Origin of the sequence: Streptacidiphilus monticola, from assembly GCF_042658505.1 — a bacterium.
In the GTDB taxonomy this organism is placed as follows: domain Bacteria; phylum Actinomycetota; class Actinomycetes; order Streptomycetales; family Streptomycetaceae; genus Streptacidiphilus; species Streptacidiphilus monticola.
Map to the genome: position 1 here is coordinate 40,374 of NZ_JBHSQJ010000147.1, position 24,752 is coordinate 65,125.

At 74.5% G+C, this 24,752-nt stretch carries 22 protein-coding genes and 1 pseudogene; 6 read left to right on the plus strand and 17 right to left on the minus strand.

The features are described 5' to 3' along the window. Nucleotides 1-11 precede the first annotated feature (11 nt). Nucleotides 12-776: an enoyl-CoA hydratase-related protein gene (locus ACFP3V_RS28565; RefSeq protein ID WP_380589588.1), complete on the minus strand. Its 765-nt coding sequence runs from the start codon at nt 774-776 to the stop codon at nt 12-14. Nucleotides 777-807: 31 nt separating this feature from the next. Here ACFP3V_RS28565 and ACFP3V_RS28570 point away from each other — a divergent pair, with 31 nt between their 5' ends. Next, nucleotides 808-1,662: an EI24 domain-containing protein gene (locus tag ACFP3V_RS28570; protein ID WP_380589591.1), complete on the plus strand. Its 855-nt coding sequence runs from the start codon at nt 808-810 to the stop codon at nt 1,660-1,662. On the opposite strand, the gene ACFP3V_RS28575 is transcribed toward ACFP3V_RS28570, so the two are convergent. The 5 genes from ACFP3V_RS28575 to ACFP3V_RS28595 all read right to left on the minus strand — a co-directional run bounded on the left by ACFP3V_RS28575 (nt 1,643) and on the right by ACFP3V_RS28595 (nt 7,516). After that, nucleotides 1,643-2,389, minus strand: a complete 747-nt coding sequence (locus ACFP3V_RS28575; RefSeq protein ID WP_380589594.1) for a PIG-L deacetylase family protein — start codon at nt 2,387-2,389, stop codon at nt 1,643-1,645. The two genes, ACFP3V_RS28570 and ACFP3V_RS28575, sit on opposite strands and share 20 nt — an antisense overlap. 14 nt (nt 2,390-2,403) lie before the next feature. After that, nucleotides 2,404-3,360: a DUF6777 domain-containing protein gene (locus ACFP3V_RS28580; RefSeq protein WP_380589597.1), complete on the minus strand. Its 957-nt coding sequence runs from the start codon at nt 3,358-3,360 to the stop codon at nt 2,404-2,406. Between the two features lie 239 nt (nt 3,361-3,599). Next, nucleotides 3,600-4,601 carry a serine/threonine-protein kinase gene (locus ACFP3V_RS28585; RefSeq protein WP_380589600.1) on the minus strand — a complete coding sequence of 334 codons (1,002 nt, stop codon included), beginning with the start codon at nt 4,599-4,601 and terminating at the stop codon, nt 3,600-3,602. Then, complete coding sequence (locus tag ACFP3V_RS28590; protein WP_380589602.1) at nt 4,601-5,146, minus strand: SH3 domain-containing protein; 546 nt, start codon at nt 5,144-5,146, stop codon at nt 4,601-4,603. Before ACFP3V_RS28590 ends, ACFP3V_RS28585 begins: the two co-directional genes overlap by 1 nt. Nucleotides 5,147-5,170: 24 nt before the next feature. Further along, the gene (locus ACFP3V_RS28595) at nt 5,171-7,516 is read right to left on the minus strand and encodes an ATP-binding cassette domain-containing protein (protein WP_380589605.1); all 2,346 of its coding nucleotides are present in this window, start codon (nt 7,514-7,516) and stop codon (nt 5,171-5,173) included. A gap of 92 nt (nt 7,517-7,608) precedes the next feature. On the opposite strand from ACFP3V_RS28595, the gene ACFP3V_RS28600 reads away from it, so the two are divergent. Further along, nucleotides 7,609-7,842: a hypothetical protein gene (locus ACFP3V_RS28600; protein ID WP_380589608.1), complete on the plus strand. Its 234-nt coding sequence runs from the start codon at nt 7,609-7,611 to the stop codon at nt 7,840-7,842. 61 nt (nt 7,843-7,903) lie between these two features. Here ACFP3V_RS28600 and ACFP3V_RS28605 read toward each other — a convergent pair whose 3' ends face one another. The 3 genes from ACFP3V_RS28605 to paaK all read right to left on the minus strand — a co-directional run bounded on the left by ACFP3V_RS28605 (nt 7,904) and on the right by paaK (nt 9,985). Continuing rightward, nucleotides 7,904-8,185, minus strand: coding sequence for a dsRBD fold-containing protein (locus ACFP3V_RS28605; RefSeq protein ID WP_380589611.1), 282 nt, complete (start codon nt 8,183-8,185; stop codon nt 7,904-7,906). Nucleotides 8,186-8,290: 105 nt separating this feature from the next. Continuing rightward, nucleotides 8,291-8,581: a hypothetical protein gene (locus ACFP3V_RS28610; protein ID WP_380589614.1), complete on the minus strand. Its 291-nt coding sequence runs from the start codon at nt 8,579-8,581 to the stop codon at nt 8,291-8,293. Between the two features lie 87 nt (nt 8,582-8,668). Beyond that, nucleotides 8,669-9,985 (minus strand): phenylacetate--CoA ligase PaaK, encoded by a 1,317-nt coding sequence (gene paaK / locus ACFP3V_RS28615; protein ID WP_380589617.1) that lies wholly within the window; start codon nt 9,983-9,985, stop codon nt 8,669-8,671. 103 nt (nt 9,986-10,088) lie between these two features. Between paaK and ACFP3V_RS28620 the strand changes: the two genes are divergently transcribed. Next, entirely contained in the window at nt 10,089-10,448 is a 360-nt protein-coding gene (locus tag ACFP3V_RS28620; RefSeq protein WP_380589620.1) for a VOC family protein, read from the plus strand. Here ACFP3V_RS28620 and ACFP3V_RS28625 read toward each other — a convergent pair. Then, nucleotides 10,415-12,213 (minus strand): annotated as a pseudogene (locus ACFP3V_RS28625) (glycoside hydrolase family 15 protein). The gene ACFP3V_RS28620 and the pseudogene ACFP3V_RS28625 sit on opposite strands and share 34 nt — an antisense overlap. A 140-nt stretch (nt 12,214-12,353) precedes the next feature. On the opposite strand from ACFP3V_RS28625, the gene ACFP3V_RS28630 reads away from it, so the two are divergent. Together ACFP3V_RS28630 and ACFP3V_RS28635 are read left to right on the plus strand one after the other, a co-directional pair. Next, the gene (locus ACFP3V_RS28630) at nt 12,354-13,160 is read left to right on the plus strand and encodes an SAM-dependent methyltransferase (RefSeq protein WP_380589623.1); all 807 of its coding nucleotides are present in this window, start codon (nt 12,354-12,356) and stop codon (nt 13,158-13,160) included. Then, complete coding sequence (locus ACFP3V_RS28635; RefSeq protein WP_380589626.1) at nt 13,157-15,280, plus strand: putative bifunctional diguanylate cyclase/phosphodiesterase; 2,124 nt, start codon at nt 13,157-13,159, stop codon at nt 15,278-15,280. Before ACFP3V_RS28630 ends, ACFP3V_RS28635 begins: the two co-directional genes overlap by 4 nt. Here the strand turns inward: ACFP3V_RS28635 and ACFP3V_RS28640 are convergent. After that, a complete protein-coding gene (locus ACFP3V_RS28640) occupies nt 15,261-16,988 on the minus strand; it encodes a fibronectin type III domain-containing protein (RefSeq protein WP_380589629.1) in 1,728 nt (575 codons plus the stop codon). The genes ACFP3V_RS28635 and ACFP3V_RS28640 overlap by 20 nt on opposite strands. A 243-nt stretch (nt 16,989-17,231) precedes the next feature. Between ACFP3V_RS28640 and ACFP3V_RS28645 the strand changes: the two genes are divergently transcribed. After that, a complete protein-coding gene (locus tag ACFP3V_RS28645) occupies nt 17,232-18,287 on the plus strand; it encodes a hypothetical protein (RefSeq protein ID WP_380589632.1) in 1,056 nt (351 codons plus the stop codon). On the opposite strand, the gene ACFP3V_RS28650 is transcribed toward ACFP3V_RS28645, so the two are convergent. The 6 genes from ACFP3V_RS28650 to ACFP3V_RS28675 are packed head-to-tail and all read right to left on the minus strand — an operon-like array spanning nt 18,206 to nt 24,752. Continuing rightward, nucleotides 18,206-18,871, minus strand: coding sequence for a sugar transferase (locus tag ACFP3V_RS28650; protein ID WP_380589635.1), 666 nt, complete (start codon nt 18,869-18,871; stop codon nt 18,206-18,208). The genes ACFP3V_RS28645 and ACFP3V_RS28650 overlap by 82 nt on opposite strands. Then, nucleotides 18,868-19,566, minus strand: coding sequence for a PIG-L deacetylase family protein (locus ACFP3V_RS28655; RefSeq protein ID WP_380589638.1), 699 nt, complete (start codon nt 19,564-19,566; stop codon nt 18,868-18,870). Before ACFP3V_RS28655 ends, ACFP3V_RS28650 begins: the two co-directional genes overlap by 4 nt. Next, the gene (locus tag ACFP3V_RS28660) at nt 19,563-20,594 is read right to left on the minus strand and encodes a methionyl-tRNA formyltransferase (RefSeq protein WP_380589641.1); all 1,032 of its coding nucleotides are present in this window, start codon (nt 20,592-20,594) and stop codon (nt 19,563-19,565) included. Before ACFP3V_RS28660 ends, ACFP3V_RS28655 begins: the two co-directional genes overlap by 4 nt. Before the next feature lie 26 nt (nt 20,595-20,620). After that, entirely contained in the window at nt 20,621-21,931 is a 1,311-nt protein-coding gene (locus ACFP3V_RS28665; protein ID WP_380589644.1) for an oligosaccharide flippase family protein, read from the minus strand. Further along, nucleotides 21,928-23,271: an O-antigen ligase family protein gene (locus ACFP3V_RS28670; protein ID WP_380589647.1), complete on the minus strand. Its 1,344-nt coding sequence runs from the start codon at nt 23,269-23,271 to the stop codon at nt 21,928-21,930. The genes ACFP3V_RS28665 and ACFP3V_RS28670 overlap by 4 nt, the downstream gene beginning before the upstream one ends. After that, entirely contained in the window at nt 23,268-24,752 is a 1,485-nt protein-coding gene (locus ACFP3V_RS28675) for an RtcB family protein (protein ID WP_380589649.1), read from the minus strand. Before ACFP3V_RS28675 ends, ACFP3V_RS28670 begins: the two co-directional genes overlap by 4 nt.

Below are 24,752 nucleotides of genomic sequence, written 5' to 3' on the forward strand. Positions count from 1 at the left end.
CTGACGTCGTGTCAGGCCGAGGTCCAGCGCGGGCGGCGGTGCTCAAGGAAGGCGGCGACGCCCTCCGCCGCGTCCGGGGCGGCCAGCGCGTCGGCGTCCGCCTTCTCCGTGGCCGCCCACGCGGCGGGGTCGTCACCGGACAGCACCGCGTCCATCGCGGCGAGCGAAGCACGCACCGCGGAGGGGGAGTTGTCGCAGATCCGGTCGGCCAGCTCGAGTGCGGTCGGCAGCGCGTGGCCGGGCGCGGTGAGCCGGTTCACCAGGCCGTGCGCGTGCGCGCGCTGGGCGTCGATCGGGTCCCCGGTCAGCACCATCTCCCGGGCCAGGTTGACCGGCAGCGCCCGCGGCCCGCGGAACAGGCCGCCGCAGCGGGCCACCAGGCCCAGCTTGACCTCGGGCAGGCCGAACCGGGCCGAGGTGGAGGCCACCACCAGGTCGCAGGCGAGCACGAGTTCCAGTCCGCCGCCCAGAGCCGCGCCCTCGACCGCCGCGATGAGCGGCTTGCGCCGCTGCCGCCGGACCAGGCCGTAGGCGCCCCCGCGTTCGGTGACGTAGTCGCCGCCGGCGGTCAGGTCGCTGCCGGCGGAGAAGACCCGTCCGGTTCCGGTGAGCACGCCGACCCACAGCTTCGGGTCGTCCTCCAGCAGGTTGAAGGCGGCGTCCAGGCCGTCGGCCACCCGCCGGTCCACCGCGTTGCGCCGCTCCTCGCGGCAGATCCGCACTTCGAGCACCCGGCCGTGCCGCCGGGTCTGCACCAACTCACCGCTGTCTGCCATGCCTGTCAGCGTAGGCTGGCAGACTGCCCGCATGCGTGATCTCGGAACGGGCTTCGCCCATCTGCTGAAGGGACAGCGCTGGGTGGTCCGGCATCCCCGCTGGTGGGCCTTCGGCCTGCTGCCCGGGCTGGTCGCTCTGGTGCTCTACCTCGGCGCGGTCGTGTCGCTGGTGGCCTGGTCGGGCGACCTGGCGCGGTGGGCCACTCCCTTCGCCGACGGCTGGAACGCGGACGGGCGCGGCACGCTTCGGGTGGTGGTCGCGGTGCTGCTGGTCTGCGGAGGGCTGCTGCTCGCGGTGGTCACCTTCACCGCGGTGACGCTGGTGCTCGGTCAGCCCTTCTACGAGTCGCTCGCCGAGCGCGTCGAGCGGATGGAGGGCGGCGCACCGGACGCCCCGCGCCGCTCGCCGGCGCAGCAGTTCGGCTCCGCGATACGCGACGGGCTGGCGTCCGTGCTGCTGGCGGCGGGCTTCGGCGTGCTGCTGTTCGTCGCGGGCTTCCTGCCGCTGGTCGGGCAGACGGTGGTCCCGGCGATCGGGGTGTGCGTCTCCGGCTTCTTCCTGACCGAGCAGTTGGCCGGGGTGGCGCTGGACCGGCGCGGGTTGACGTTCCGTCAGCGGGTGCGGCTGCTGCGGGCGCGGCTGTGGCTGGCGCTCGGCTTCGGGGCGCCGCTGGCGCTGCTGTTCCTGGTGCCCTTCGTGGCCGTCGTGGCGATGCCGGGTGGGGTCGCGGGCGGCACGCTGCTCGCCCGCGAACTGGTGCCGCCCGCCGCGCCGCAGGGACCGGGAGAGCAGGGACCGGGACAGCGGGGACCGGGACAGCGGGGACAGGACGACTCCGACGAACCGCAGGGAAGTCCGTCCGCCGTCACATCGTCAGGCGAATGACCTCGAACGCGGCGGCGTAGGTGGTGCCCAGGCGGCTGCCGGCCATCCGGCCGAAGGACTCCAGGAACTCGTCCGGCTGGGCCATCGCGCCGCCGAGGCCGTCCAGGTAGGCCTTGTGCTCCTTGAGCGAGGCCACGCCGAGGTCGAAGTGCGCGGTGGTGTCCACGGCGTGCGCGGCGGCGGGGGATCCTGCGGCCAGCAGCAGCCGCACGCCGTTCCACGGCGCCAGGCCCTCGGACTCGGCCAGGTCGCGGAAGACCCAGCGGTTGCCCGCGTCCCGGACGCCGTCCAGGGCGGCGCGGCCCACGGCGATGTGGTCGGCCTGGTTGGGGAACACGCCGCCGTAGGTGTCCCGGAAGTTGGTGGTGATCACGACGTCGGGGCGGTGCTGCCGTACGGAGCGGGCGATGGCGCGGCGCAGCGGCAGCCCGTACTCGATGACCCCGTCGGGGAAGTCGAGGAACTCGACGGTGTCCACGCCGACCACGGCCGCCGAGGCGATCTGCTCGGCGGTGCGCACCCGGGCGGCCTCGTCCGGGTCCATGCCGTCGATGCCGGCCTCGCCGCGGGTGGCCATCACGTAGACGACGCGCTTGCCCTGGCCGGTCCAGCGGGCCACCGCGGCGGCCGCGCCGTACTCCATGTCGTCGGGGTGGGCGACGACGGCGAGTGCCGTCTGCCAGTCCTCGTCGACCGGTTCGTAGGGAGGGGGTGCCTGCTCGCTCATCGGGCCGTCCTTCCTCAGGGCGAAGTCGCGGGCGCGGGGGCGGTGGTGGCGCCGCCGCCACCTGACGGTACCTCAGTGCTCGTACCGCCGTTGCCGGTTGCGCCGCCGGTGGTCCCGCCGGTGGCGGTGCCGGCGCCCGGGCCGGTGGTGCCCGCCGAGCCGCTGCCGGAACCGCTGCCCGAGCTGCTGCCCGAACTGCTGCCCGTGGACGGGGAACCGCTGCCCGAGGAGGAGCCTGACGCGGAGGTGGACGTGGACGCCGAGGCGCTCGGCGAGGTGCTGCTCGGATGCGCGGTCGGGGTGTCGTGGCCGCCGTGGGTGCCGACCGGGCGGACGAACCAGGTGCCGGTCGCCGGGTCGTAGAGGACGACCCACTCGAGCGCGGACGGCGCGGGGGAGACGGTGACGACGCGGTCGGCCTGGAAGCCGGACCAGGTGGTGCCGGTGAAGTGCGCGCTGCTCGCCGCCGAGGGCGGCGTCAGCGGATTGCCGCAGGCGCAGCGCACCCGGGGCACGCCCTGACGGTCCACCAGAACGGCGGTGCCGGACTGGAGGACGGACTGGAAGGTGGTGGCGGACCCGTCGCGGAAGCCGTGGTTGGTGACGCGCGTGTCGGTGCGCAGCACCACCGGGGTCAGCGCGTGCAGGTAGTCGGGGATCCGGCCCGTGTCGATGCCCTCGACCTGGGCCCAGGCGGTGCCCTTGTCGGCGTGGGTGGTGAGGAAGGACTGCAGCTGGGGGACGTCGCAGCTGGACACCTTGGTACTGCCGCCGTAGAGGCCGACCGCGTTGCCGGAGACGGTGCCCCCGGAGGCCGTCGCGGTGGGGGAGGCGGGCCCGGCCCCGGTGGTCTTCGCGGTGGTGAACGGGTCGGGCCCGGTCGAACCGGTGGGCTGGAGCAGGACCTGGGCGCTGGCCTGGCGGTTCGCCAGGACCAGGGACAGCGCGGTGGCGAGCGCGACCAGCACCACCCCCAGCACCAGGGTGCCCGGCCGACGCCACCAGGGACGGCCGTGGTAGCGGGAGGCGCCCGGCGGATTGGCCGGGGGGCCGGGCGGTCCCGGCGGTCCCGGCGGCCTGCTCGGCGGGCCGGAGGCGCCCGAGGGCGGTCCCGACCGAGGGCCGGAGCGCGGACCGGAGCGGCCTCCGGACAGGGGACCGGACGGCGGCCCCGACTGCGGGCCGGACGGGGGCGGAGGGGGCTGGGTCGTCATCGCGGCACCTCACCTGGGCGCGGGACAGCGAACACGGGAGCCGCCCAGGCCGGAGGCTCGGGCAGCGGAGCCGCCGCCACCAGTTGCGTGGCGCGGACCAACTGGGTGGCGTCGTGCAGGACCCGGGGCTCGTCGTGCGGTTCCCCCCGGGCCGCCGCCCGCACGGCGGCGACCAGTTCCAGGCAGGAGCCGTGGCGCTGGTCCGGCTCCTTGGCCAGGGCGCGGGCGAACACCTCGTCGAGTCCGGCGGGCAGCTCGGGCCGACGCTCCGTCAGGCTCGACGCGTCGTCGTGCAGGTGGGCCCAGAGGCTCGCCAGGTCGTCGCCGCGGCGGAAGGGGGGCTCCCCGCACAGCGCCTCGAAGAGTACGCAGGCGGTGCTGTAGACGTCGCAGCGGCCGTCCACCGGCCTGCCGGAGATCTGCTCGGGCGCGACGTAGTCGACGGTGCCGACGAACTGGCCGACGGCCGTGAGACCGGTCAGCGAGGAGGAGCGCTTGGTCAGCCCGAAGTCGGTGAGGTAGACGTGCTCGGGGTGGTCGCTGTCGGTGCCCTCGGCCAGCAGCACGTTGCCGGGCTTCACGTCTCGGTGCACGAGTTCGCGGCTGTGCGCGGCGTCCAGGGCCGAGGCGAGCTGGGCGGCGATCCGCAGCGTCTGCGGCAGTCCCAGCGGCCCCTCGCGGTCCAGCAGCACGCGCAGGTCCCGGCCGCGGACGAAGCGCATGGCGATGAAGAGGACGCCCTCGCTCTCGCCCGCCTCGAAGACCGGGATGATGTTGGGGTGGTCGATCGCGGCCGCGGCCCGCGACTCGGAGATGAACCGCTTGCGGAAGACGTCGTTGTCCGCCAGCCCCGGGGCCAGCAGCTTGACCGCGACGGTCCGGTCCAGGCGCAGGTCCCGGGCGCGGTAGACGACGGCCATGCCGCCGCGGCCGATCTCCTGCTCCAGCTGGTAGCCGGCGACGCGCTCCCCGGCCGCGCCGACCGGCAGGCCGCCCATCAGGGCTCACCCGCCTGCGTCGGCGCGTGGTCCACCGCGCTCTGCCGCCCCTCGCGCTCGCCGGGGATGGACACCGCCGCGTGCGGCTGGAGCTGCCCGGCCCGGGCGTAGAACCAGCACTCCTGCTCCAGGTCCAGCAGCCAGGCCGACTCGCCGTCCAGCACTGCGCCCACCCGGTGCCCGCGGATCCGGTCGGCGAAGGCCTCACGGGAGATCCGGCCCTCCGCGAGGTCGTCGAGCGCCTGGCGGTACGCCTGGACGGCCTCCTCGACGCGCCGCAGCAGCGGCCGCGGATCCCCGGCCGGGGCAAGGGCGTTGGGGGTGCGCGGCGGTTGCTGCGGCAGAGCCACCAGCAGCCTGCTGTCCACCCACGTCTGCCAGCCGTTCGAGCAGGTGACGTGGCCCCAGTCGCCGATCACCTCGGTCAGCCGGACCGGCAGCACCGGGTCGAGCGGCACCGAGGGCTGCGCCGGGTCGGGGGCGGACCAGCTGGGAAGCCCGTCGGGCGGGACGACGTGCGTCGGGCGGAACTCCGGCTCGTCCATCGGCTCTCCTCGCGCCTGCCCGGCTCACCTGCGGCGCATGACCGCGGGCTCCTGGCGCCGCAGCAGCACGGAGACCACCGCGCCGAAGACGACGGACAGGACGAGCAGCATGCCCATGCACAGCAGCCAGGTCCCGGGCCGGTGCGCGAAGAGCGGGTCGGCGCCGATGCTGCCGGGGACCAGATGGCGCAGGTCGACCGTGCCGGCCATGGCGCCCAGGGCCCACCGGGCGGGCACCAGCCAGGCCAGCTGCTCCAGGCCGGGGACGCCGTGCAGCTTCAGCAGCGCGCCGCAGAAGACGACCTGGACGATCGCCAGCAGCACCAGCAGCGGCATGGTGATCTCCTCGCGCGGCACCAGCGCGGAGACCAGCAGCCCCAGCATCATCGCGGTGAACGCCAACAGGGCCACCGCCAGCGTCAGTTCGACCAGCGGCGGCAGGAAGACGCCGCCGGCCCCGGGCGGTCTCAGCCGCACCCCGACCAGGCCGACCATGGTGAGCACCACCGCCTGGACGACGGTGACGGTGCCCAGCACGACGATCTTCGAGCAGAGGTAGGCGGAGCGGGACAGCCCCACCGCGCGTTCCCTGCGGTAGATCACCCGTTCCTTCACCAGCTCGCGGACCGAGTTGGCGGCGCCGGTCAGCACGGCGCCGACGCACAGGATCAGCAGCGCGTTGAGCGCCGTGGACTGGTCCAGCCTGCTGCCCGCGAGCGCCCGGGCCATGGCGCCCATCACGAAGGGCAGCGCGATCATGACGACCAGGAAGGTGCGGTCCGAGGACAGCGCGGCCGCGTAGCGCCGCACCAGCGTGGACAGTTGGGAACCCCAGCTCTGCGCCTTGGGCGGCTCGGGCGGCGGCGTCTCGGCCGGGGCGCGGGTGGGCCGCTGCTGGCCCATGGCGTCGGTGATGTAGGCGCGGTAGGGCTCGGAGGCGCGGAACTGGCCGGCCCAGTCCCGGCCGGGCTGCTCCTCGAAGGCCTCGAAGGCGGCCGGCCAGTCGTCGCAGCCGAAGTAGGGCAGGGCGTCGTCCGGCGGCCCGTAGTAGGCGATCCGGCCGCCGGGCGCGAGCATCAGCAGCCGGTCGCAGACGCTGAGGCTCAGCACGCTGTGGGTGACCACGATGACGGTGCGGCCGTCGTCGGCCAGGCCGCGCAGCATGTGCATCACCGAGCGGTCCATGCCGGGGTCGAGGCCGGAGGTGGGCTCGTCGAGGAAGAGCAGGGACGGCTTCGTCAGCAGTTCCAGGGCCACGCTGACGCGCTTGCGCTGTCCGCCCGAGAGGCGGGAGATGACCAGGTCGGCCCGCTGGGACAGGCCCAGTTCCTGGATCACCTCGTCCACCCGGGCCTCGCGCTCGGCCTTGGCGGTGTCGTCCGGGAAGCGCAGTTCGGCGGCGTAGCCGAGGGCCCGACGGACCGTCAGCTGGGTGTGCAGGATGTCCTCCTGCGGGACCAGGCCGATGCGCTGGCGCAGCTCGGCGTAGTCCCGGTAGAGGTCGCGGCCGTCGTAGCGGACGGAGCCGGTGTCGGCGGGGCGCAGCCCGGTGAGCGCGCCGAGGAGCGTGGACTTGCCGGCGCCGGAAGGGCCGACGACCGCCAGCAGGCTCTTCTCGGCGATGGGGAAGGTGACGCCTTCCAGCAGGGTCCGGCCGCCGCCCACGTGGACCGCCAACTCCTCGACGCGGAGCGAGACTTCGCCGGTGTCCAGCCACTCCTGCAGCTGGTCGCCGACCAGGCAGAACAGTGAGTGGCCGATGCCGACCAGGTCGTCCGGGCCGAGGGGAGCGGTGGTGACCGGGCTGCCGTTGACATAGGTGCCGTTGTGGCTGTCCAGGTCGGTGATCTGGAACCCGCCGTCGGGGCGGCGGCTCAGCTCGGCGTGGTGACGGGAGACCACCAGGTCGTCCAGGACCAGGTCGTTGTCCCGGGCCCGGCCGATGCGCACGGCGCGGACGGGCGCCGGCCGGATCGTGGTCGGCTGGCGGAAGGCGCCGGTCAGGCGGGTCAGCGCGGAGGGCTGGGGCTGCATCCGGGTCGGCTCGGGCAGCGCGGCCAGCGCGGCCCAGGGGCCGTCGGTGAAGCTGCCGAAGTGCAGCACGGTGCCGGGGCCGACATCGAGGTGGATCACGCGGTGCCCGGCGTCGTCGAAGGTGCCGTTGGAGCTGCCGACGTCGTCGCAGACCCAGTGGTCGTGGTCGGCGTGCAGGATCGCGTGGTGCCAGGAGACCCGGGGGTCGGTGAGCACGATGTCGCTGAGCGGGTCGCGACCGACCTGGTAGGCGCGGCTGGGGCTCATCACCTGTGAGTCGCCGGCCGTCTCGAGTACGAGTTGCGGCGCGCCGGGCGCGCCCGAGCGCTCTCCCATGCCCACCACCGTAGCCCCGGCCGGGGACGCCCGCGCGCCGCCGGGGCTACGGTGGACTGGGGGCGGCCCAGGACCCTGCGAAGGAGGGCGAGATGCCCGGATCCACGAAGCTGGGGCAGCACGCGATGCCCGTCGAGCTGGAGCACGAGGACGGCGAGCGGCTGGGGTCGCTGCTGGACTGCCTGGCCCGGCTGCTGGACGCCCGCGGCCCCGAAGGACTGACCGACGCGCAGGTCGACGCGCTGTGCGCCGGCCACGAGCACTCCCGTGACGAACTCCGGGGCTGGCTCGGCCACCTGACGGCGGACCTGAGGGAGAAGAGCTGACCCCTGGTCCCGGCCCCGGGCCGGCTCCGCGACCGAGGACAGGTCAGTGGCTGGGGACGGTTCAGCGGCTGTGGATGGCGATGTCGTCGGCGGCCGCGTCCACGGTGCCGGTGCGGAGCAGCTGGTAGCCGAGGCCGACCAGGGCCCGGCCCACGGCGAACTCCTCGCCGATCACCGGGACGGGCGTGTCGTGCGGGTTGCGGCGGGCGTTCGCCCTGCTCTCCAGGACCTGCTCGCCGGTGTCCAGGACCGCGTGGACGCGGGTCTCGTCGTCGCCCTCCTCGACGATGTCCACGGTCACCGTCCAGGTCCGGTTGCGGACCGGTTTCGGCTGCTCGTTCATGCTGCTCGCCTCCAGGGGGACCGGATGCCCCTGGGTCAACTCTCGCACCGCGGCGGCGGACCGGCAGCGGCAGCAGGGTACCGCCGCCGGTCCGCGCGGGCCGCCTCAGTCGTCCACCGAGTGGGCGGCCAGGAAGTCCTTGTCCAGGACCTCGTGGGCCGCCTTCAGGTCGTCCAGGTCGACGATGCCGTACTTCTCCGCGTGGGCGTCCAGGGCCGCGAGTATCTTCTCCACCGGCTCGTGGGTGCCGCCGAGGCGGTTCTCGGCGTAGGCCGCGATGCCCAGCTTGAGGAAGAGCTGCGCCGCCGCGCGGTTCTCCAGGAACTCGCTCACCGCCTCGTGGACGGTCTCGGTGCCGGTCTCGACGGCCGAGAGGGCGCGTTCGAAGATGCTCATCATGGCTCCTGGCCAGAAGTAGGGATCTTGTGAGTGTCGGCCAGACCCTACCCGAGGCTCCGTCAACTGCGCTGCCGGGTGGGCCGATCAGGACTGCGGCCGGCGCAGGTCGCGCAGCCGCTTGAGCTTGCCGACCGAGCGCTCCAGCGTCTCCGGGTCCACCACCTCAACGCCGACGGTGACGCCGATGCCGTCCTTGACGGCCCGGCGGACGTCGTCCGCCGCGGCGGCGCGCACCGCGGCGTCGGCGTCGGGGCGGGCCTCGACACGGACGGTCATGGCGTCCATCCGGCCCTGGCGGGTCAGCTCCAGCTGGAAGTGCGGGGACAGGCCCGGGGTGCGCAGCACCAACTCCTCGATCTGGCTGGGGAAGAGGTTGACGCCGCGCAGGATGACCATGTCGTCGCAGCGGCCGGTGATCTTCTCGATCCGGCGGAACGCGGGCCGGGCGGTGCCGGGCAGCAGCCGGGTCAGGTCCCGGGTGCGGTAGCGGACGACCGGCAGCGCCTCCTTGGTCAGCGTGGTGAAGACCAGTTCGCCGCTCTCGCCGTCGGGCAGCAGCGCGTCGGTGACGGGGTCGACGACCTCGGGCAGGAAGTGGTCCTCCCACACCGTCAGGCCGTCCTTGGTGTCCACGCACTCCTGGGCCACCCCCGGCCCCATCACCTCGGACAGGCCGTAGATGTCGACGGCGTGCAGGTCCGCGCGCTCCTCGATCTCGCGGCGCATCTCCTCGGTCCACGGCTCGGCGCCGAAGACGCCGACCCGCAGCGAGGTGGAGCGCGGGTCGACGCCCTGCCGCTCGAACTCGTCGAGCAGGGTGAGCATGTAGCTCGGCGTCACCATGATGATCTCGGGGCGGAAGTCCTGGATGATCTGGACCTGACGGGCCGTCATGCCGCCGGAGGCGGGGATCACCGTGCAGCCGGCCCGCTCGGCGCCGTAGTGGGCGCCGAGGCCGCCGGTGAACAGGCCGTAGCCGTAGGAGATGTGCACCTTGTGGCCGGGCCGCCCGCCGGCCGCCCGGATGGAGCGGGCCACCACGTCGGCCCAGACGTCGAGGTCGTGCTCGGTGTAGCCGACGACGGTGGGGCGGCCGGTGGTGCCGCTGGAGGCGTGGACGCGGCGGACCTGGTCCATGGGGACGGCGAACATGCCGAAGGGGTAGCCCTCGCGCAGGTCGGCCTTGGTGGTGAAGGGGAAGCGGGCGAGGTCGGCCAGGGTGCGGCAGTCGTCGGGGTGGACCCCGGCGGCGTCGAACTTGCGCCGGTACAGCTCGACGTGGTCGTAGGCGTGGCGCAGGGTCCACCGCAGCCGCTCGAGCTGGAGGGCTTCCAGCTCCGCGCGGTCGAGCCGTTCGCCGGCGTCCTTGAGCTGTTCCGGCAGCGGCTCGCCGAGTTTCATGGCGTCTCCCTGATGACCGACCGAACATTCGGTATGCATTCTGGGCGGAGACCCGGCGTGTCGTCCAGTGCCCGGCGCGGGGCGGTCGTGTCTGATGGGGCGTGTGTTCACTGGCGCACACGTGATCCTCTACAGCCACGACGCCGAGGCGGACCGGGCCTTCATCCGGGACGTGCTCGGGTTCCCCTACGTCGACGCGGGCCACGGCTGGCTGATCTTCAAGCTGCCCCCGGCCGAGGTCGCGGTCCACCCGTCGGAGGGACCGCCCCGGGACGAGCTCTACCTCATGTGCGACGACGTCCGCGCCGTGGTCGCCGGACTGGCCTCGCAGGGCGTCGAGGTGGTGCGCGAGCCCGCCGACCAGGGCTGGGGCGTCCTGGCCGCCGTACGGATGCCCAGCGGAGCGGAACTGCCGCTCTACGAGCCGCGTCACCCCGTCGCGCACAGCCTCGACTCGGACTGAGCGCGCAGCGACAGGGCGGCGTTGACCAGCGCGACATGGGTGAACGCCTGCGGGTGGTTGCCCAGGTGCCGGCCGGTGCACGGGTCCCACTCCTCGGCGAACAGCCCGACGTCGCTGGCCAGTTCCAGGCAGCGGTCCAGCAGCTCCCGGCCCTCCTCGGTCCGGCCCACCACGCCCAGCGCGTCCGCGAGCCAGAACGCGCAGGCCAGGAAGGCGCCTTCGGAGCCGGGCAGCCCGTCCGGCGCGGTGTAGCGGCGGATCAGGCCGCCGTGGTCCAGCTCGCCGCGGACGGCCTCGACCGTGCCGGCCAGCCGCGGGTCGTCCGGCGGCANTCCGGCGGCAGCAGACCGCTGCGCGCCACCAGCAGCGCGGAGGCGTCCAGCGCCGTCGAACCGTACGCCTGCACCAGGACGCCCCGGTGCGGGTCCACCCCGTACGCCAGCACGTCCGCCCGCACGGCGTCGCGCAGCGCCCGCCAGCCGTCCAGCGGAGCCGGCAGCCCGGTGCCCTCGGCCAGCCGCACGGCCCGGTCCGCGGCGACCCAGCACATCACCTTGGAGTGCACGTAGTGGCGGCGGGCGTCCCGGATCTCCCACAGCCCCTCGTCCGGCTCCCGCCAACGGGACGCCAGACCCTCCATCAGCACCCGCACCAGCGACCAGACCTGACGCTCCATCGGGATCCCCGCCGACCAGGCCAGGTGCAGGGTGTCCAGCACCTCCCCGTACACGTCCAGCTGCAACTGGCCGACCGCGGCGTTGCCGAGGCGGACCGGCACCGAGTCCGCGTAACCGGGCAGCCAGTCCGCCCGGGTCTCCGGCAGGGCTCGCTCCCCGGCGACGCCGTACACCGCCTGCAGGTCGGCCGGGTCGCCCGCGATCGCGCGCAGCAGCCAGCGCCGCCAGGCGGCGGCCTCGGCCCGGTAGCCGCTGCGCAGCAGGGCGTTGAGGGTGAGGCTGGAGTCGCGCAGCCAGCAGAAGCGGTAGTCCCAGTTGCGGCTGCCGCCGATCCGCTCCGGCAGCGAGGCCGTGGGCGCGGCAACGACGCCGCCGGTGGGCGCGTAGACGAGGGCCTTGAGGGTGATCAGGGAGCGCAGCACCGCCTCGCGCGCCGGGCCCTGGTAGTCGCAGCGGGCCGACCACTCGGTCCACTGCTGCTCCGTGGCGCGCAGCAGCTCGTCCGGGTCCAGCCGGCCGACCGTGCCCAGGTGCGAGGGCTGCCAGGTGAGCGCCAGGGTGGCCCGCTCCCCCGCGGCCACCTCGAACTCGCACCTGGTGCAGCCGTCCACGCCCCAGGTGTGGGCGCCCGGCGGCACCCGCAGCCAGGCGGAGTCCGGCCCGGCGACCGCCACGCGGTGGTGGCCGGTCCGGCGCACCCAGGGCACCACCCGGCCGTAGTTGAAGCGCAGCCGCAGGTCGGCCCGCATCGGCACCCGGCCGCTCAGGCCCTCGACGACGCGCAGCAGCCGCGGGTGCCGGTCCCGGTGCGGCATGAGGTCCAGCACCCGGACGCTGCCGTCGGGCGTGTCCCAGCGGGTCTCCAGGACCAGGGTGTCCCCCCGGTAGCGGCGGGCCGTGCAGCGCGGCGGGCCGTCCGCCGGGGCCAGCCGCCAGTGGCCGTGGCGGTCGTCGCCGAGCAGCGCGGCGAAGCAGGCGGGGGAGTCGAACCGGGGCAGGCAGAGCCAGTCCACCGAGCCGTCCGGGCCGACCAGGGCGGCGGTCTCGAGATCGCCGAGCAGCGCGTAGTCCTCGATCCTCGCGGCCATGGCCACCATCCCGGTTGCGGCGTATCTGACATGGTAGGAGTTTTGGTGTGTTCGGCACGCTGTGCCCGGGACACGGAGACGGCCGGTCGGTTGCGGGCCGCTCAGCCTTTGGGCCACTCATCTTGTCGGGGGCGACGACGATGCCACGCGCGGAATGGGTCCCGGAGGGGACCGACACCACCCGGCCCAACGCGGCCCGTGTGTACGACTACTACCTGGGCGGCTCGCACAATTTCGCCGTGGACCGGCAGATGGCCCGGCAGGCCATCGCCATGTGGCCGGACCTGCCCGCCATCATGCGGGCCAACCGCGCCTTCCTGCGCCGCTCGGTGCAGTACCTGGCGGAGCACGGCGTCACCCGCTTCCTCGACATCGGCTCCGGGATCCCGACCTTCGGCGCGGTCCACGAGGTCGCCCGGGAGGTGCGCCCCGGCGCGCGGGTGGTCTACGTCGACAACGACCCGGTGGCCGTCGCCCACTCCCGGGCGATCCTCGGCGACGACCCGCTGACCGCCGTCGTCCAGACCGACCTGCGCGACACCGAGACCCTGCTCGGGCACCCGGCCGTGGCCGGACTGCTGGACGCCGGGGAGCCGGTGGGCCTGATGATGGTCGCCATCCTCCACTTCGTGCAGGACGCCGACGCCCCGCACGCCCTGGTCCGCCGGCTCGCCGCGGCGCTCCCGCCGGGCAGTGCGCTCGCCCTCTCGCACGCCTCGCTGGAGGGCCGCCCCGACCAGGCGGAGTCCCACCAGGGCCTGTACGCGCGCACGCCGACCCCGCTCACCATGCGCAGCCACGACCAGGTGCTCGCCTTCTTCGACGGCTTCGACCTGGTCGAACCGGGCCTGGTCTACCTGTCCGAGTGGCGACCTGACGATCCGTCGACCGTGGGCGACCACCCCGAGCGCATGGTCGGCCTGGCCGGCGTGGGGTGGCGCCGATGACGTCCGCCGCCGAACCGCACCGCGCGGCCGGGGACCAGGGCATCCGTGAAACCACCGCCGTGGGACGGCAGTTCGACTTCCCGACCGAGTGGAGCAGGCTCCTCGCCGAACAGGGCGTCGTGCTCAACCCGCGGGCGCTGCGCCGGCTCGCGGGCCGCACCGCGGAACTGCTCGGCTCGCCGGTCCCTGGCGACGGGGCGATCCGTGCCGGGGAGGCGCTGGTGGGCGCACACTTCACCGACCCCGCCGTGCTCGGCGAAGCCCTGCACCTGCTGCTGGAGCGGCCCGGCTCCGAGCAGCACCGGCACGAGACCGCCGCCGCGTTCGCCGTCGGCTGGTCCAGCGCGCTGCGCGAACGCACCCTCGCCGAACAGGAGTCGATCCGGCTGGCCGCAGACCGCGCCCGCGCGGACACCGAGCGGCGGCTGCGCGCCTCCGAGGCCCGGTTCCGCGCGCTGTTCGAGCACGCGGCGGTCGGCATCGGCATCGGTGACCTGGAGGGGAACATCCTGGCGGTCAACAACGCGCTGCTGGAACTGTTCGGCGCCCAGGCGGAGGACGACATCCGGGGGCTCAACGTCGGCCAGCTGATGCACCCCGAGGACACCCCCGGCGTCTGGGAGGCGTACGCCGAACTCGTCGCCGGGGAACGGGACTCGTTCCAGGCGGACAAACCGTACTACCGGCGCGACGGTGAGGTGGTGTGGACGCATCTGACGGTCTCGCTGATCCGCGACGAGGACGGCAGCCCGCGCTACCAGGTGGCGATGCTGGAGGACATCACCGACCGGCACCGGCTGCAGGAGCGGCTGCGCCACCAGGCCACCCACGACCCGCTCACCGGACTGCCCAACCGGGTCGCCTTCTTCGAACGGCTGGAGGCGCTGTTCGAGGCGCCGGAGCCGGACGCGCGGGTGGGGCTCTGCTACGTGGACCTGGACGGGTTCAAGGTGGTCAACGACAGCCTCGGGCACGAGACCGGTGACCGGCTGCTCGCCGCGGTGGCCTCGCGGCTGGGACAGGCGCTGGGCCCCCTCGGCTACCTGGTGGCCCGGCTCGGCGGCGACGAGTTCGTGGTGCTGCTGGAGCACAGCCGGGGCGAGCAGGAGGCGGTGGCCGCGGCCAAGGCGGTGCTGGCGGCGCTGGTGCAGCCGGTCCAGGTGGGCGCGCACCGGCTGTCGGTCGGCGCCAGCATCGGCGTCTTCGAGCGCCGCGTCGCGGTGACCACGCCCGGAGCGGCGGTCCGGGCGGCCGATCTGACGCTGTATCGGGCGAAGGAGGGCGGCCGCGGCCGCTGGGTGCTCTACGACCCGACCGCCACCGCCCGGTCGGTCAGCCGCTACGCGGTGTCGGTGCGGATGCCCATGGCCCTGGACCGCGGCGAGTTCTACGTCGACTACCAGCCCCTGGTCTCGCTCACCGACGGACGGCTGCGCGCCGTCGAGGCCCTGGTGCGCTGGCGCCACCCGCAGTTGGGCGTACTCGGCCCGGAGGAGTTCGTCGCCACGGCGGAGGAGACCGGCCTGATCATTCCGCTGGGCCGGTGGGTGCTGGAACGCGCCTGCGAGCAGGCAGCGCAGTGGCAGAAGCAGTTCGGTGACGCCGCCCCGCAGGTCAACGTCAATCTGGCGGTGCGTCAGGCGCGCAGCCCGGGGCTGGTGCGGGACCTGCGGTCGATCCTGCGGGCGACGGGTCTCGACCCGGCCCGGCTGCAGCTGGAGATCACCGAGAGCACGGTGGTGGGGACCGAGGACGAGGCGCTGCGGGTGCTGCACGACCTGGTGGCGGAGGGCGTGTCGCTGGCGGTGGACGACTTCGGCACCGGCTGGTCGAACCTGGCCTACCTCACCGACCTGCCGGTGAGCGGACTCAAGATCGCCGGCTCCTTCGTCGAGGACCTGCACCGCGACGGCGCCCAGCACCGGCTGGGCAGCCGTATCGTCTACGGGCTGGTCGGCCTCGCCCACACGCTCGGGCTCAAGGTGACGGCCGAGGGCGTCGAGAACGCCGCCGCGGCGAGCCGGCTGCGCGCCATGGGCTGTGACTGGGCCCAGGGCTGGCACTTCGGCCAGCCCATGTCGGCCGAGCGACTGACCGAACTCATCTCCCGCGAGGGCTAGTCGCCGTGACCGGGCGGTGCCCGTGCTTGTGGCCGTGCCGCTGCCCGTGGCCGCAGGCCGGCGGGTCGGGGCGGAAGGTTGCCGCGACCGCGTACCAGTCGGTGCTGGTGGCCATCGTGAAGCGGGCGTTCTGCGGGCCGGGCGCGCTGGAGAGGATGCCCGCGATGTCCGTGGACCGGCTGCCGTTGAAGACCTGCATGGTGTAGGGGACGCCCTGGCTGCTGCCCGGAGTCACCGTCAGCGGCTGGCCGCCGGTGATCAGTCCGGCGACGACGAGCTCGCCGCCGGGCGTGGTCGCGGTCGGGCCGGAGTCGACCGCGGTGCCGTTGCCCTGGCCGACCGCGGTCTGGTCGAGGGCGTTGGTCAGGGCCACGTCGGAGTACTCGGCGATCGCACCCGGGAGGTAGGTGGGGGAGGAGGCGCTGAGCGTCACGGTCAGCGAGGGGGCGGCCTTCGCGTTCTGCACGTAGTACAGGGCGATGTCGCCGCCGCCGTTGCCGAAGTGTTCGGAGGCACCCGGGGCGCGGGTCCACGCCCCGTTGACGCTGTCGGAGACCTGCACCTGGCCCGCGGAGTCGTACTGGGCGACCCAGCCGACCAGCAGGTGGCCCGCGGTGACCGGGGAGGTGAGCGTCAGCGTCGCCGTGGTGGTCCGGGTGCCGGGGGAGTTCGCCGCGCCCTGGACGAAGGCCGGGGAGGCGGTGGGCGTGGTCACCGCAAGGGGCGAGGACTGCGCGGAGTGGTTCCCCGCCGCGTCGAAGGCGTCGACGGTGTAGGTGTACGACGTCCCGGCGGCGACGCTCTGGTCGGTGTAGGTGGTCGTCGCGGGAGCGGTCGTCGCCAGCTGGACGCCGTTGCGGTAGACGGTGTAGCCGGTGACGCCGACGTTGTCCGTCGAGGCGTTCCAGGCGAGGCTGACGCTGGTCGCCGCGACGCTGGTCGTGTGCAGGTTGGCCGGGACGGTCGGCGGCACCTGGTCCTGGGTGGAGGCGGGGCGGAACGTGGCGACGACGGCGTACCAGTCGGTGCTCGCGCCCAGGGTCGCGGTGCCGCGCTGCGCGCCGGCCGCGCCGGCGGCGATGTCCTCCTCGAAGGCGGAACCCGAGGCGGTGCGGTTGCGCGCGGTGTACGCGAGGCCCTGGCTGGAGCCGGGCGTGACCGAGGCCGGGTTGCCGCCCGTGATGAGCGCGGAGTACACCAGCTCGCCGGCCGCCACCGAAGGCGTGGGGCCGGTGTCCACGGCGGTGCCGACGCCGCGGCTGGACACGATCTGGTCCAGCGGCCCGGCGACGGCGACGCCCGCGTACTCCGCGAGCGCGCCCTGGAAGTACGCGGGGGCGGAGGCCGTCACGGTGACCGTCAGGCCGTTGGAGGCCTTGGCGTTGGCGACGTAGTACAGCGCGATGTCGCCGGTGTCGTTCTGGAAGGCCGTCGAGCCCGGAGCCCGGGTCCAGGCGCCGTTGACGTTGTCGGAGACCTGCACCTGGCCGGTCGCGTTGTACTCGGCGAACCAGCCGACCAGCAGGTGGCCGGAGCCGACCGCGCCGCTGAGGCCGACCGAGAGCGAGGGCACCCGGCCCGATGTGGTGAAGGCCTGTCCCTGCACGTAGCCGGGCGCGGCGTGGGCCGTGGTCGGGAGGGCGCCGAGGCCGAGGAGGACGAGGGCCGCGGTGAGGAGCCAACGCAGCGTCAACCGGTAGCGCGCCATGGGACGGGCCTTTCCAGGAGGGCGACAGCCCCCAGTACAGGGGGCGGCGCGCGGGGCGCGCCAGCCTTGTGCCGCCGTACGGGCCCGGGTCTCACCCCTACGGGGGAAGGCGCAGGACCGTCTGCGTCATTCGCGGTAGCCGGGCGCCGTGCCGGGGGCGGCGCCCAGGAGCGGGCATAGCCTGAGGACCTGAGGGCTCCGCCCGCCGTGCGGGGGGCGCTGTCCGGCACAGGAGGTGTGCTCATGCCGAGCCGCGTCGTCGCGGGACGGATGGTGGTCACGGCCGTCGCCGCGGCCGCCGTCGCGATCGCGGTGCCCGCCGCGGTGAGCGAGCCGGGCGGGAACGCGGGGTCCGCCCCGACGCAGTCGAGCACCGCGGCCCCGTGGGGGCGGACGCTGCACGAGGCGTCCAACGACAACTTCGCCGCCGACCACAGCTTCGCGCCCGGCGCGCTCGGCTTCGACCTCGCCGAGGTGACCTCGCCGGCGGACTTGGGCCACCTGCCGCCCGGGGTCAAGGCCCTTGTCTGGCTGGGGCGTTGCGACGGAGCCACGCCCGCGTTCGCCGACACCGTGCGGCCCTACCTGCACTCGCCGAAGGTGTTCGGGTACTACCTGCTCGACGAACCGGACCCCAACGGGCGGTGGAAGAGGATGTGCCCGGCCGCGCACCTCGCCGCCGAGAGCGACTACCTGCACCGCCACGACCCCGGCCGGAAGACCTTCTTCCTGATGATGAACCTCGGCATGGCGGCCCGCCCCGACTACACCAACCGCGGCGACTCCTACACCCCCGGCAACACGCACATCGACCTGGTCGGCATCGACCCCTACCCGTGCCGGTCCGAGCTGCACGGCTGCGACCTGTCCCAGATCCCGACCTTCGTCCGGGCCGCCACCTCGATCGGCTGGCCGCTCTCCGCTCTCGTACCGGTGTACCAGGCCTTCGGCGGCGGCCGGTGGCGGGACGACGAGGGCGCCCCGTGGCTGCTGCCCACGCCGGACCAGGCGGCCTCGATGCTGACGCTGTGGCAGCGGCTGGTCCCGCACCCGGCGTTCGACCAGGTCTACAGCTGGGGCTCGCAGCGCGACGACGTGGCCCTGTCCGCCGCGCCGGCGGCGCTTCAGGCGGTGTTCGCGCAGCACAACGCCCAGGGCCACGACAGCAAGGACCGGGCGGCGGCCGCCGGGGCCCGGTCCGGACCCGGGTCCGGGGCTCAGTGGGCCTGGGCGCCGACGACGCCCGCCGCGCGCAGCACCAGGCGCAGGTCGGTGCGGAGCCGGCGGTCCGTCAGGTAGGCCAGGTCCAGGGCGAGTTTCGGGTGCAGGTGGTGGGCGGCGTAATAGGCGTCGGGGTCGGCGGCGGCGCACAGCTCGTCGGCCTGCTCGGCCGCGAACAGCAGCGCGCCGGGGCCGATGACGCCGGGGCGGACCCGCAGCAGCTCGCGTTCCCGCGCCGTGTAGCAGGGGAGGAACCGGGCGACCTCCGGCCGAGGGCCGACCAGTGTCATGTCGCCGCGCAACAGGTTGACCAGCTGCGGCAGTTCGTCGAGGCGCGCGGCGCGCAGCCGGCGGCCGAGCGCGGTGATCCGCGGGTCGTCCGTGCCGTCGACGGCCGGGCCGACGCGGTCGGCGTCGGCGACCATGGTGCGGAACTTCCAGATGGTGAACGGCTGTCCGCCGCGCCCGACGCGCTGCTGGCGGTAGACGGCCGGCCCCGGGCTGTCGATCCGGACCGCGCACGCGAGCAGCAGCAGTACCGGAAGCAGCAAGGTCAACAGGGTGAGCGAGATGGCCACGTCCACGCAGCGCCGCAGGTGCGTGTCGGGGCGGACCCCGCTGTGGGCGTGATGGAAGGCGGTCGCCGACCGGACGACGGTCACGGTGCCACCTCCCGCAGCAGCTGCAGGGGTTCGGCCGCGGCCAGGCCCACGTGGCTGCCCCAGTAGGCGGCCCGCTCGCGCAGGGCGCGCAGCGAGCGGGGGTGCGGATAGTCCCGCAACTCCGTGCCGTAGCAGGCCATGGCGTCGAGCTTGCGCTCCAGCGTGCCGGCCACGTCGGTGTAGACGGTGGGGGCGAAGCCGCTGATGCCGCCGCCCTGCACCGGCCAGCCCCACTCGGTGGAGGAGGGGGTCTCGAAGACGGCGAACCGCCGCAGCCCCGGCAGCACGTAGGGACGGCAGGCGGTCCAGGCGGCCCGGGCCACCACGGCGTGGTCGGCGTTGGCGTCGCCGGGGAAGTGCGTGTAGACCACGCGAGGCTTCAACTCCGCGACGACGGCCTCGACCTGCGCGGTCACCTGGACCAGCGGCAGGACGTCCAGGCGCTGGTCGGGCAGCGACAGCATCCGGAGCGAGGCCAGGCCGAGCACCTCGGCGGCCCGGTGCGCGCACTTGGCCAGCACCTCGTCCATGCCGTCGGCGTAACGGCTGGTGGCCCCGTCGGCCAGGACGAGCGCGTGGACCTGGTCGCCGGCCAGCGCGTGCCGGGCCAAGGTGCCTCCCGCGCCGAGGAGTTCGTCGTCGGGATGGGCCGCGACGACCAGCACCGTGGTGCGACGGGTGGGTGCCGGGCTCATGGCACGGTCACCCCCACCGGACGCGGGCCCTCGCCGCGGGCCCAGCGCGCCAGCGCGGGCGGGACCGGCTCGAAGCGCAGGCCCGGCCGGATCCCCGCCGCACGGCACCAGGGTGCGGCACGGCGCGGTGCCTCGCCGCGCGCGGACATGGCGGTGACGACGACGCTGCCCGGGTCGGTGGCGATGCGCACGCCGTCCGGCTCCAGGGCGAGGACGGTCCCCGCCGGGCCGCGTGGCTGCGCGTCGTCGGGCAGCCGGGTGTGCCAGAGCATCACCCGGCGGCCGCCCAGCGCGGAGAACGCTCCGGGGTAGGGCAGGGTGAGCGCGCGGACCCAGTCGTGGACGACGCGGGCGGGCTGCGCCCAGTCGACCACGCCCATCTCCGGGGTGCGGCGCGGCAGTACGTCCCCCTCGTCGGGGTCCTGGGGGTGGCGTGGGGCGGTGCCGGCCAGCAGTGCGGGCAGGTGCTGGACGAGCATCTGCGCGCCGGCGTGGGCGACGCGCCGGTAGACGGAGGCGCAGGTGTCCTCCGGGCCGATCGCGACGAGGCGCTGGTCCACGATGTCCCCGGTGTCCACGCCCGGGTCCAGCAGCATCATGGTGTTTCCGGTGACCGATTCGCCTTTGAGGATCGCCCAGTTGACCGGTGCGCGACCGCGGTGACGGGGCAGCAGCGAGGCGTGGAAGCCGACGCAGCCGTGACGCGGCACGGCCAGCAGCGCGTCGCCGAGCAGCCGGGTCCAGCCGACGACGACGAGCAGGTCCGGCGCGAGCGCGCGGATCCGGGCCACCGTCGCGGGCGCGTTGAGGTCGGCGGGGGGTCGCAGCGGCACCCCGGCCGCCGCGGCCGCCGGGGCGAGGTCGGTCCGCCCGGACGGCGAACTGCCGTGGTCCGGCGGGGTGGTGGCGACGGCGACGACGCGGGCCCGGGGGTCGTCGAGCAGCGCGGCCAGGGCGGGTCGGGCCTCGTGCACGGCGCCGACGAAGACGACGCGGCCTGCGGGGGCTGCTGCCTCGGGGGCGGACATGGTGGCTCCTTCCGGTCGTGGTGCCGTCAGGTGGGACAGGGCGGCAGGGCCGCGCGCCGGGTGACGGCGCGGCTGATCGTGGTGAGCATCCCGGTCGCCACCAGGTAGGCGGCGCTGGACGCGACGGCGGCGCCGACCGCGCCGTGACGGGGGATCAGCAGGATGTCGAGCAGCACGGTCACCGCCACGCCGGTGGCCATGCCCAGCGAGTTGGCGCCCGGACGGCCGACCCCGCACAGGTGCGCGGAGGAGACGGCGGCGGCTCCCTCGACCGCCAGCCCGACCAGCAGGATGCAGGCCGGCAGCACCGCGCTGCGGAACTCCCGCCCGTAGAGCAGCGGCAGCGCGAAGACGGAGCAGAGGCCGATCACGGGCGTCAGCGCGACCGTGACGGCGAGCGCGCGCGGCAGCAGCCGGCGGGCGTCCTCGCCGGCCTGCCGCGGCTCCTGGCGCGCGAAGCGCGGGTAGAGCACGTAGTTGAGGGCCGTCGCGGGCAGGCGCATCAGCTCGGCGAACTTCGACGCCACGGCGTAGACGCCGAGGACCGCGGGACCGGCGAGCGCGCCCAGGATGACGAAGTCCAGGCGCAGGTTCACCAGCATCAGCAGGTTGCCCAGCTGGCCCCGGGCCCCGTACTGGAGCACCTCCTTGGCGGCCGTCCGGGACGGCCGGCCCCAGCCGCGGCCGAAGCCGGTGACCGCGAGACGCACCAGGGCCGTGAGCGTCGCGGCGACGCCGCCGCCGAGGATACCGGCGACCACCGCGTCGATGCCGCGCAGGCCGAGGCCGAGGGCGATGCCGTAGGCGGGCAGGAAGAGCAGTTCCTCGCAGACGATCACGAGGTTGGCGCCGCGCATGTCCGCCGCCCCCTGGCAGCACGCCTTGCCCCACACGGTGGTGAGTTGGGTGGCGACGGCCACGCCCATTAGCGCCACCAGCCGCAGCGGCATCGCCGCGAAGAGCACGTGGTGCAGCAGCGGACTCGCGGCCAGCCAGAGGGCGACGCCCAGGACCGCTCCGGCGGCGCTCAGCAGCGTCAGGGTCGGCCGCAGCCGGCGGTCGTCCGGGCGGGCGGCCAGGTAGTACGCGGAGGCGACCGGCAGCCCGCAGCTCACCACCACGCCGACCAGCCACGGCAGGACCCGCAGCAGCGCGTACTCGCCGAGGACGGCCGCGCCGGACAGGCGTGCGACGAGCAGGCTGGCCACGGACACCACCAGCAGCGCGGTCCCCTGGGCGGCCAGGTTGCTCAGGACGCCGCGCCGCCCGAGGGAGGGCTCCGACCGCGTGGCCGAGACGGCGGTGGCGGTCCGCGCGGCGCGGTCGGCGTCGGTCATGTCCGGTCCCTCCCACCGGCGTCCGGACCTGACGCGTCGTTACGGGACGCGGCAGCGAGCGCGGCGACGAGGGCGAGCAGGATCCAGACGAAGCGGAAGTGCAGCACCTGGTAGTAGGCGCCGGCCACCCCCATCGCCAGCAGCGCGGCCACCAGCCCTGCGGGCCGGGGCAGTTCGGCGGTCTGGCCCCGCTGTGGCGGCGCCCGCAGCACGCGGCCGCAGCGGACGGCGGCGGCGAGGACGAGGGTGACGATGCCGACCACCCCGAGCGGGCCGCGTTCGGTCAGCGCGGCCAGGTAGTCGTCGTGCGCCTCCTTGGCGTACGGGTACTGACGGTCGTACAGGAGCTGCTTGGTGGTGCGCGGGCCGCTGCCGAGCGGGCCCCCGGAGTCGTACAGCTGCAGCGACTCCTGCACCAGGATGCTCCGCTGGGAGGTGCTGTTGTCGCTCCGCCCAAGGGAGTTGACCAGCAGCGGCTGCCCCGACTGGGCGGCCCAGTTCTGCACCGTCGAGAGCGGCACCACCTGCAGCGTCCCGCCGACGAGCGCCCCCGTGGCGAGCACCATCGCCACCGCGGCGACCAGGCCGTGCCGCCGCCACACCGCCACCGCGCCCAGGAAGACCAGTCCGACGGCGAGTTCGAGCAGGCCGCCGTTGGACTCCGACAGCGCGAACGCCCAGAGCAGCAGCGCGTATCCGGTCCAGCGCAGCGCCCGGCTCCGGGGCCGCTGGACGGCGTGCACGACGAAGAGGGAGACGACCCAGTAGGCGGCGGCGTAGTTGGGGTCGCCGAAGGTGAACAGCAGCCGGTTGCCCTCGGTCTCGGAAACGCCCTCGATGGCGCTGATGTGCGCGAAGGAGGCGGTGACGAGCAGCGCCGCCCAGCCGATCGACGCCAGCGCGAACGCGGTCGCCAGGCGGCGGAGCACCCCCGGGAGGCGCGCGAGGTTGTACAGGGCGGCGGTCCAGGCGATCAGCACCAGGTCCTGGGCCAACTGCAGCAGCGAGACGCCGGGCAGCGGCCCGATCAGTCCGGCGATGCCGCCGCCGACGACCAGCAGGCCCATCGGCAGCAGGTAGGGGGCGCCCAGCCGGCGGCCGCTGGTGGCCGCCCAGACGCCGGTCAGCAGGAGCGTGGCCAGGGTGAACAGGTCCACCGGGGAGGTGTGGCCGGGGCCGGTGGGCTGCAGGATCGGCTGGAACACCATGGCCAGGCACGCGGCCGTCACGGCCGCCCGCTCGGCGCTGCCCCGCCGGGGGCCGCGTGCCTCGGCCGGGGACGGGAGCGGTGGCAGGACTGCTCCCGGTCGTGGGCGGGCGCCCGCCAGGGTCGGCGTCATGTCAGCACCGCGAAGGGGCGCAGCCGGGCGACCGGCCGGACCAGGCCGTTGCCCACCAGGATCCGCAGGGCCGCGTCCACGCCCCGGTCGTCGAGCTGGGGGATCTCCCGGGGTGCGGCGTCGCCGTAGCCGAAGCGCAGTGTGTGCCGACCATGGGGGTCCGCGCCGGAGCGGCCGTCGCGGGCGAAGGCGCTGATGATGCTGCCGGTGCCGTGGCAGGCGGTGTAGAGGCTGCGGTGCGCCTGCGGCGCGGGCACGCACAGGAAGGAGGAGGTGCGGTTGGTGCCGGGCACCAGGAGCGGCTGTCCCGTCGCGGCGAAGGCGGGGTGACCCCGCATCAGCTCCGGAGTCCAGGCGCGCGCGGCGTTGTGGCGGTGCACATAGGCGGGGCGGCCGTCCACGGTCTCCTCGTAGACGGAGTTGTGGGGCGAGTCGACGACCAGGCGCAGCTTCGCGCCGAACACCTGCGCGGCGAACTCCTGCAGGGCGGCATAGGTGGCCAGCCGGTAGGCGAAGCCGTAGTTCATGGACAGCCGCTGGGCCAGCAGCAGCCGGCGGCCCTCGTCGGTGTCGGTGGCCACGGACGGGCAGCCCGCGGTGAAGTAGGCCGCGTAGCGTTGCCGCGCGCGCAGCGGCGAGCGGGCCAGAAAGTGCGACAGCGGCTTCTGCACCGCCATCTCGGCCCGCAGCATCCGCGACGCGGACTTCCGCCGGGCGTACAACTCGCCGATCTGGCCGGTGAGGACGCCGCCGCCGTTGTGGAACTGCAGGGTCACCTGGCCCTGGTGGACGCCCAGTTGCTCAGCGATCCCGGGCTCGAAGACCTCCTCGACCTCCTGCAGCTCCAGGAAGTGGGTGCTCGCGCCGATCGAGCCGAACCGCAGCCGGGCGAGCTGGACGCAGACCCAGGGCAGTTCCCGGCGGGCGCGGTGGGCGCCGCCGAACTCCTCGACGGGCAGGCGGCCGAACTCCTCGACCCGGTCGATGTCGGCGCGGTCGAGCCCGAAGCGCTCGGCGGCGAAGTCCGCGCCGGTGACGGCGGCGCGCAGGACCTCCTCGCGGCTGAGCTCGAAGCGCCAGCCGGGCGGGTCCGGGTAGCGCCGGCCGACGCGGCCGTAGAAGTCGGCGACGGCGGCCGGGTCGGGCCGCGGCAGGTCCAGAGTGGCCAGCGCCATACCGCAGTTGAGCGCGGAGTCGGTGAGTGCGGGGCGGATCGCGTCCCGGGTGGCGACGGCGATGCTGGAGGGCATCTCGGACTTGCTCTTGTGGCAGAAGTCGGGGAGCACGACGGGCGGGGCGGCGAGATCCGCGGTCGCGGTGCCCTCGTGCAGGCGCTCCAGCAGCGCCGGGTCGGCACGGGCGTCAGGGCTGTCGAAGACGGTGAGGTCGGGCGGCGCGCCGTCGGCAGGGCTGCCGAACGGGCCGCCGGAGGGGCCGGAGCCGGGTCGGCCGGCGGGGTCGGTGAACACGTCGATGCGCAT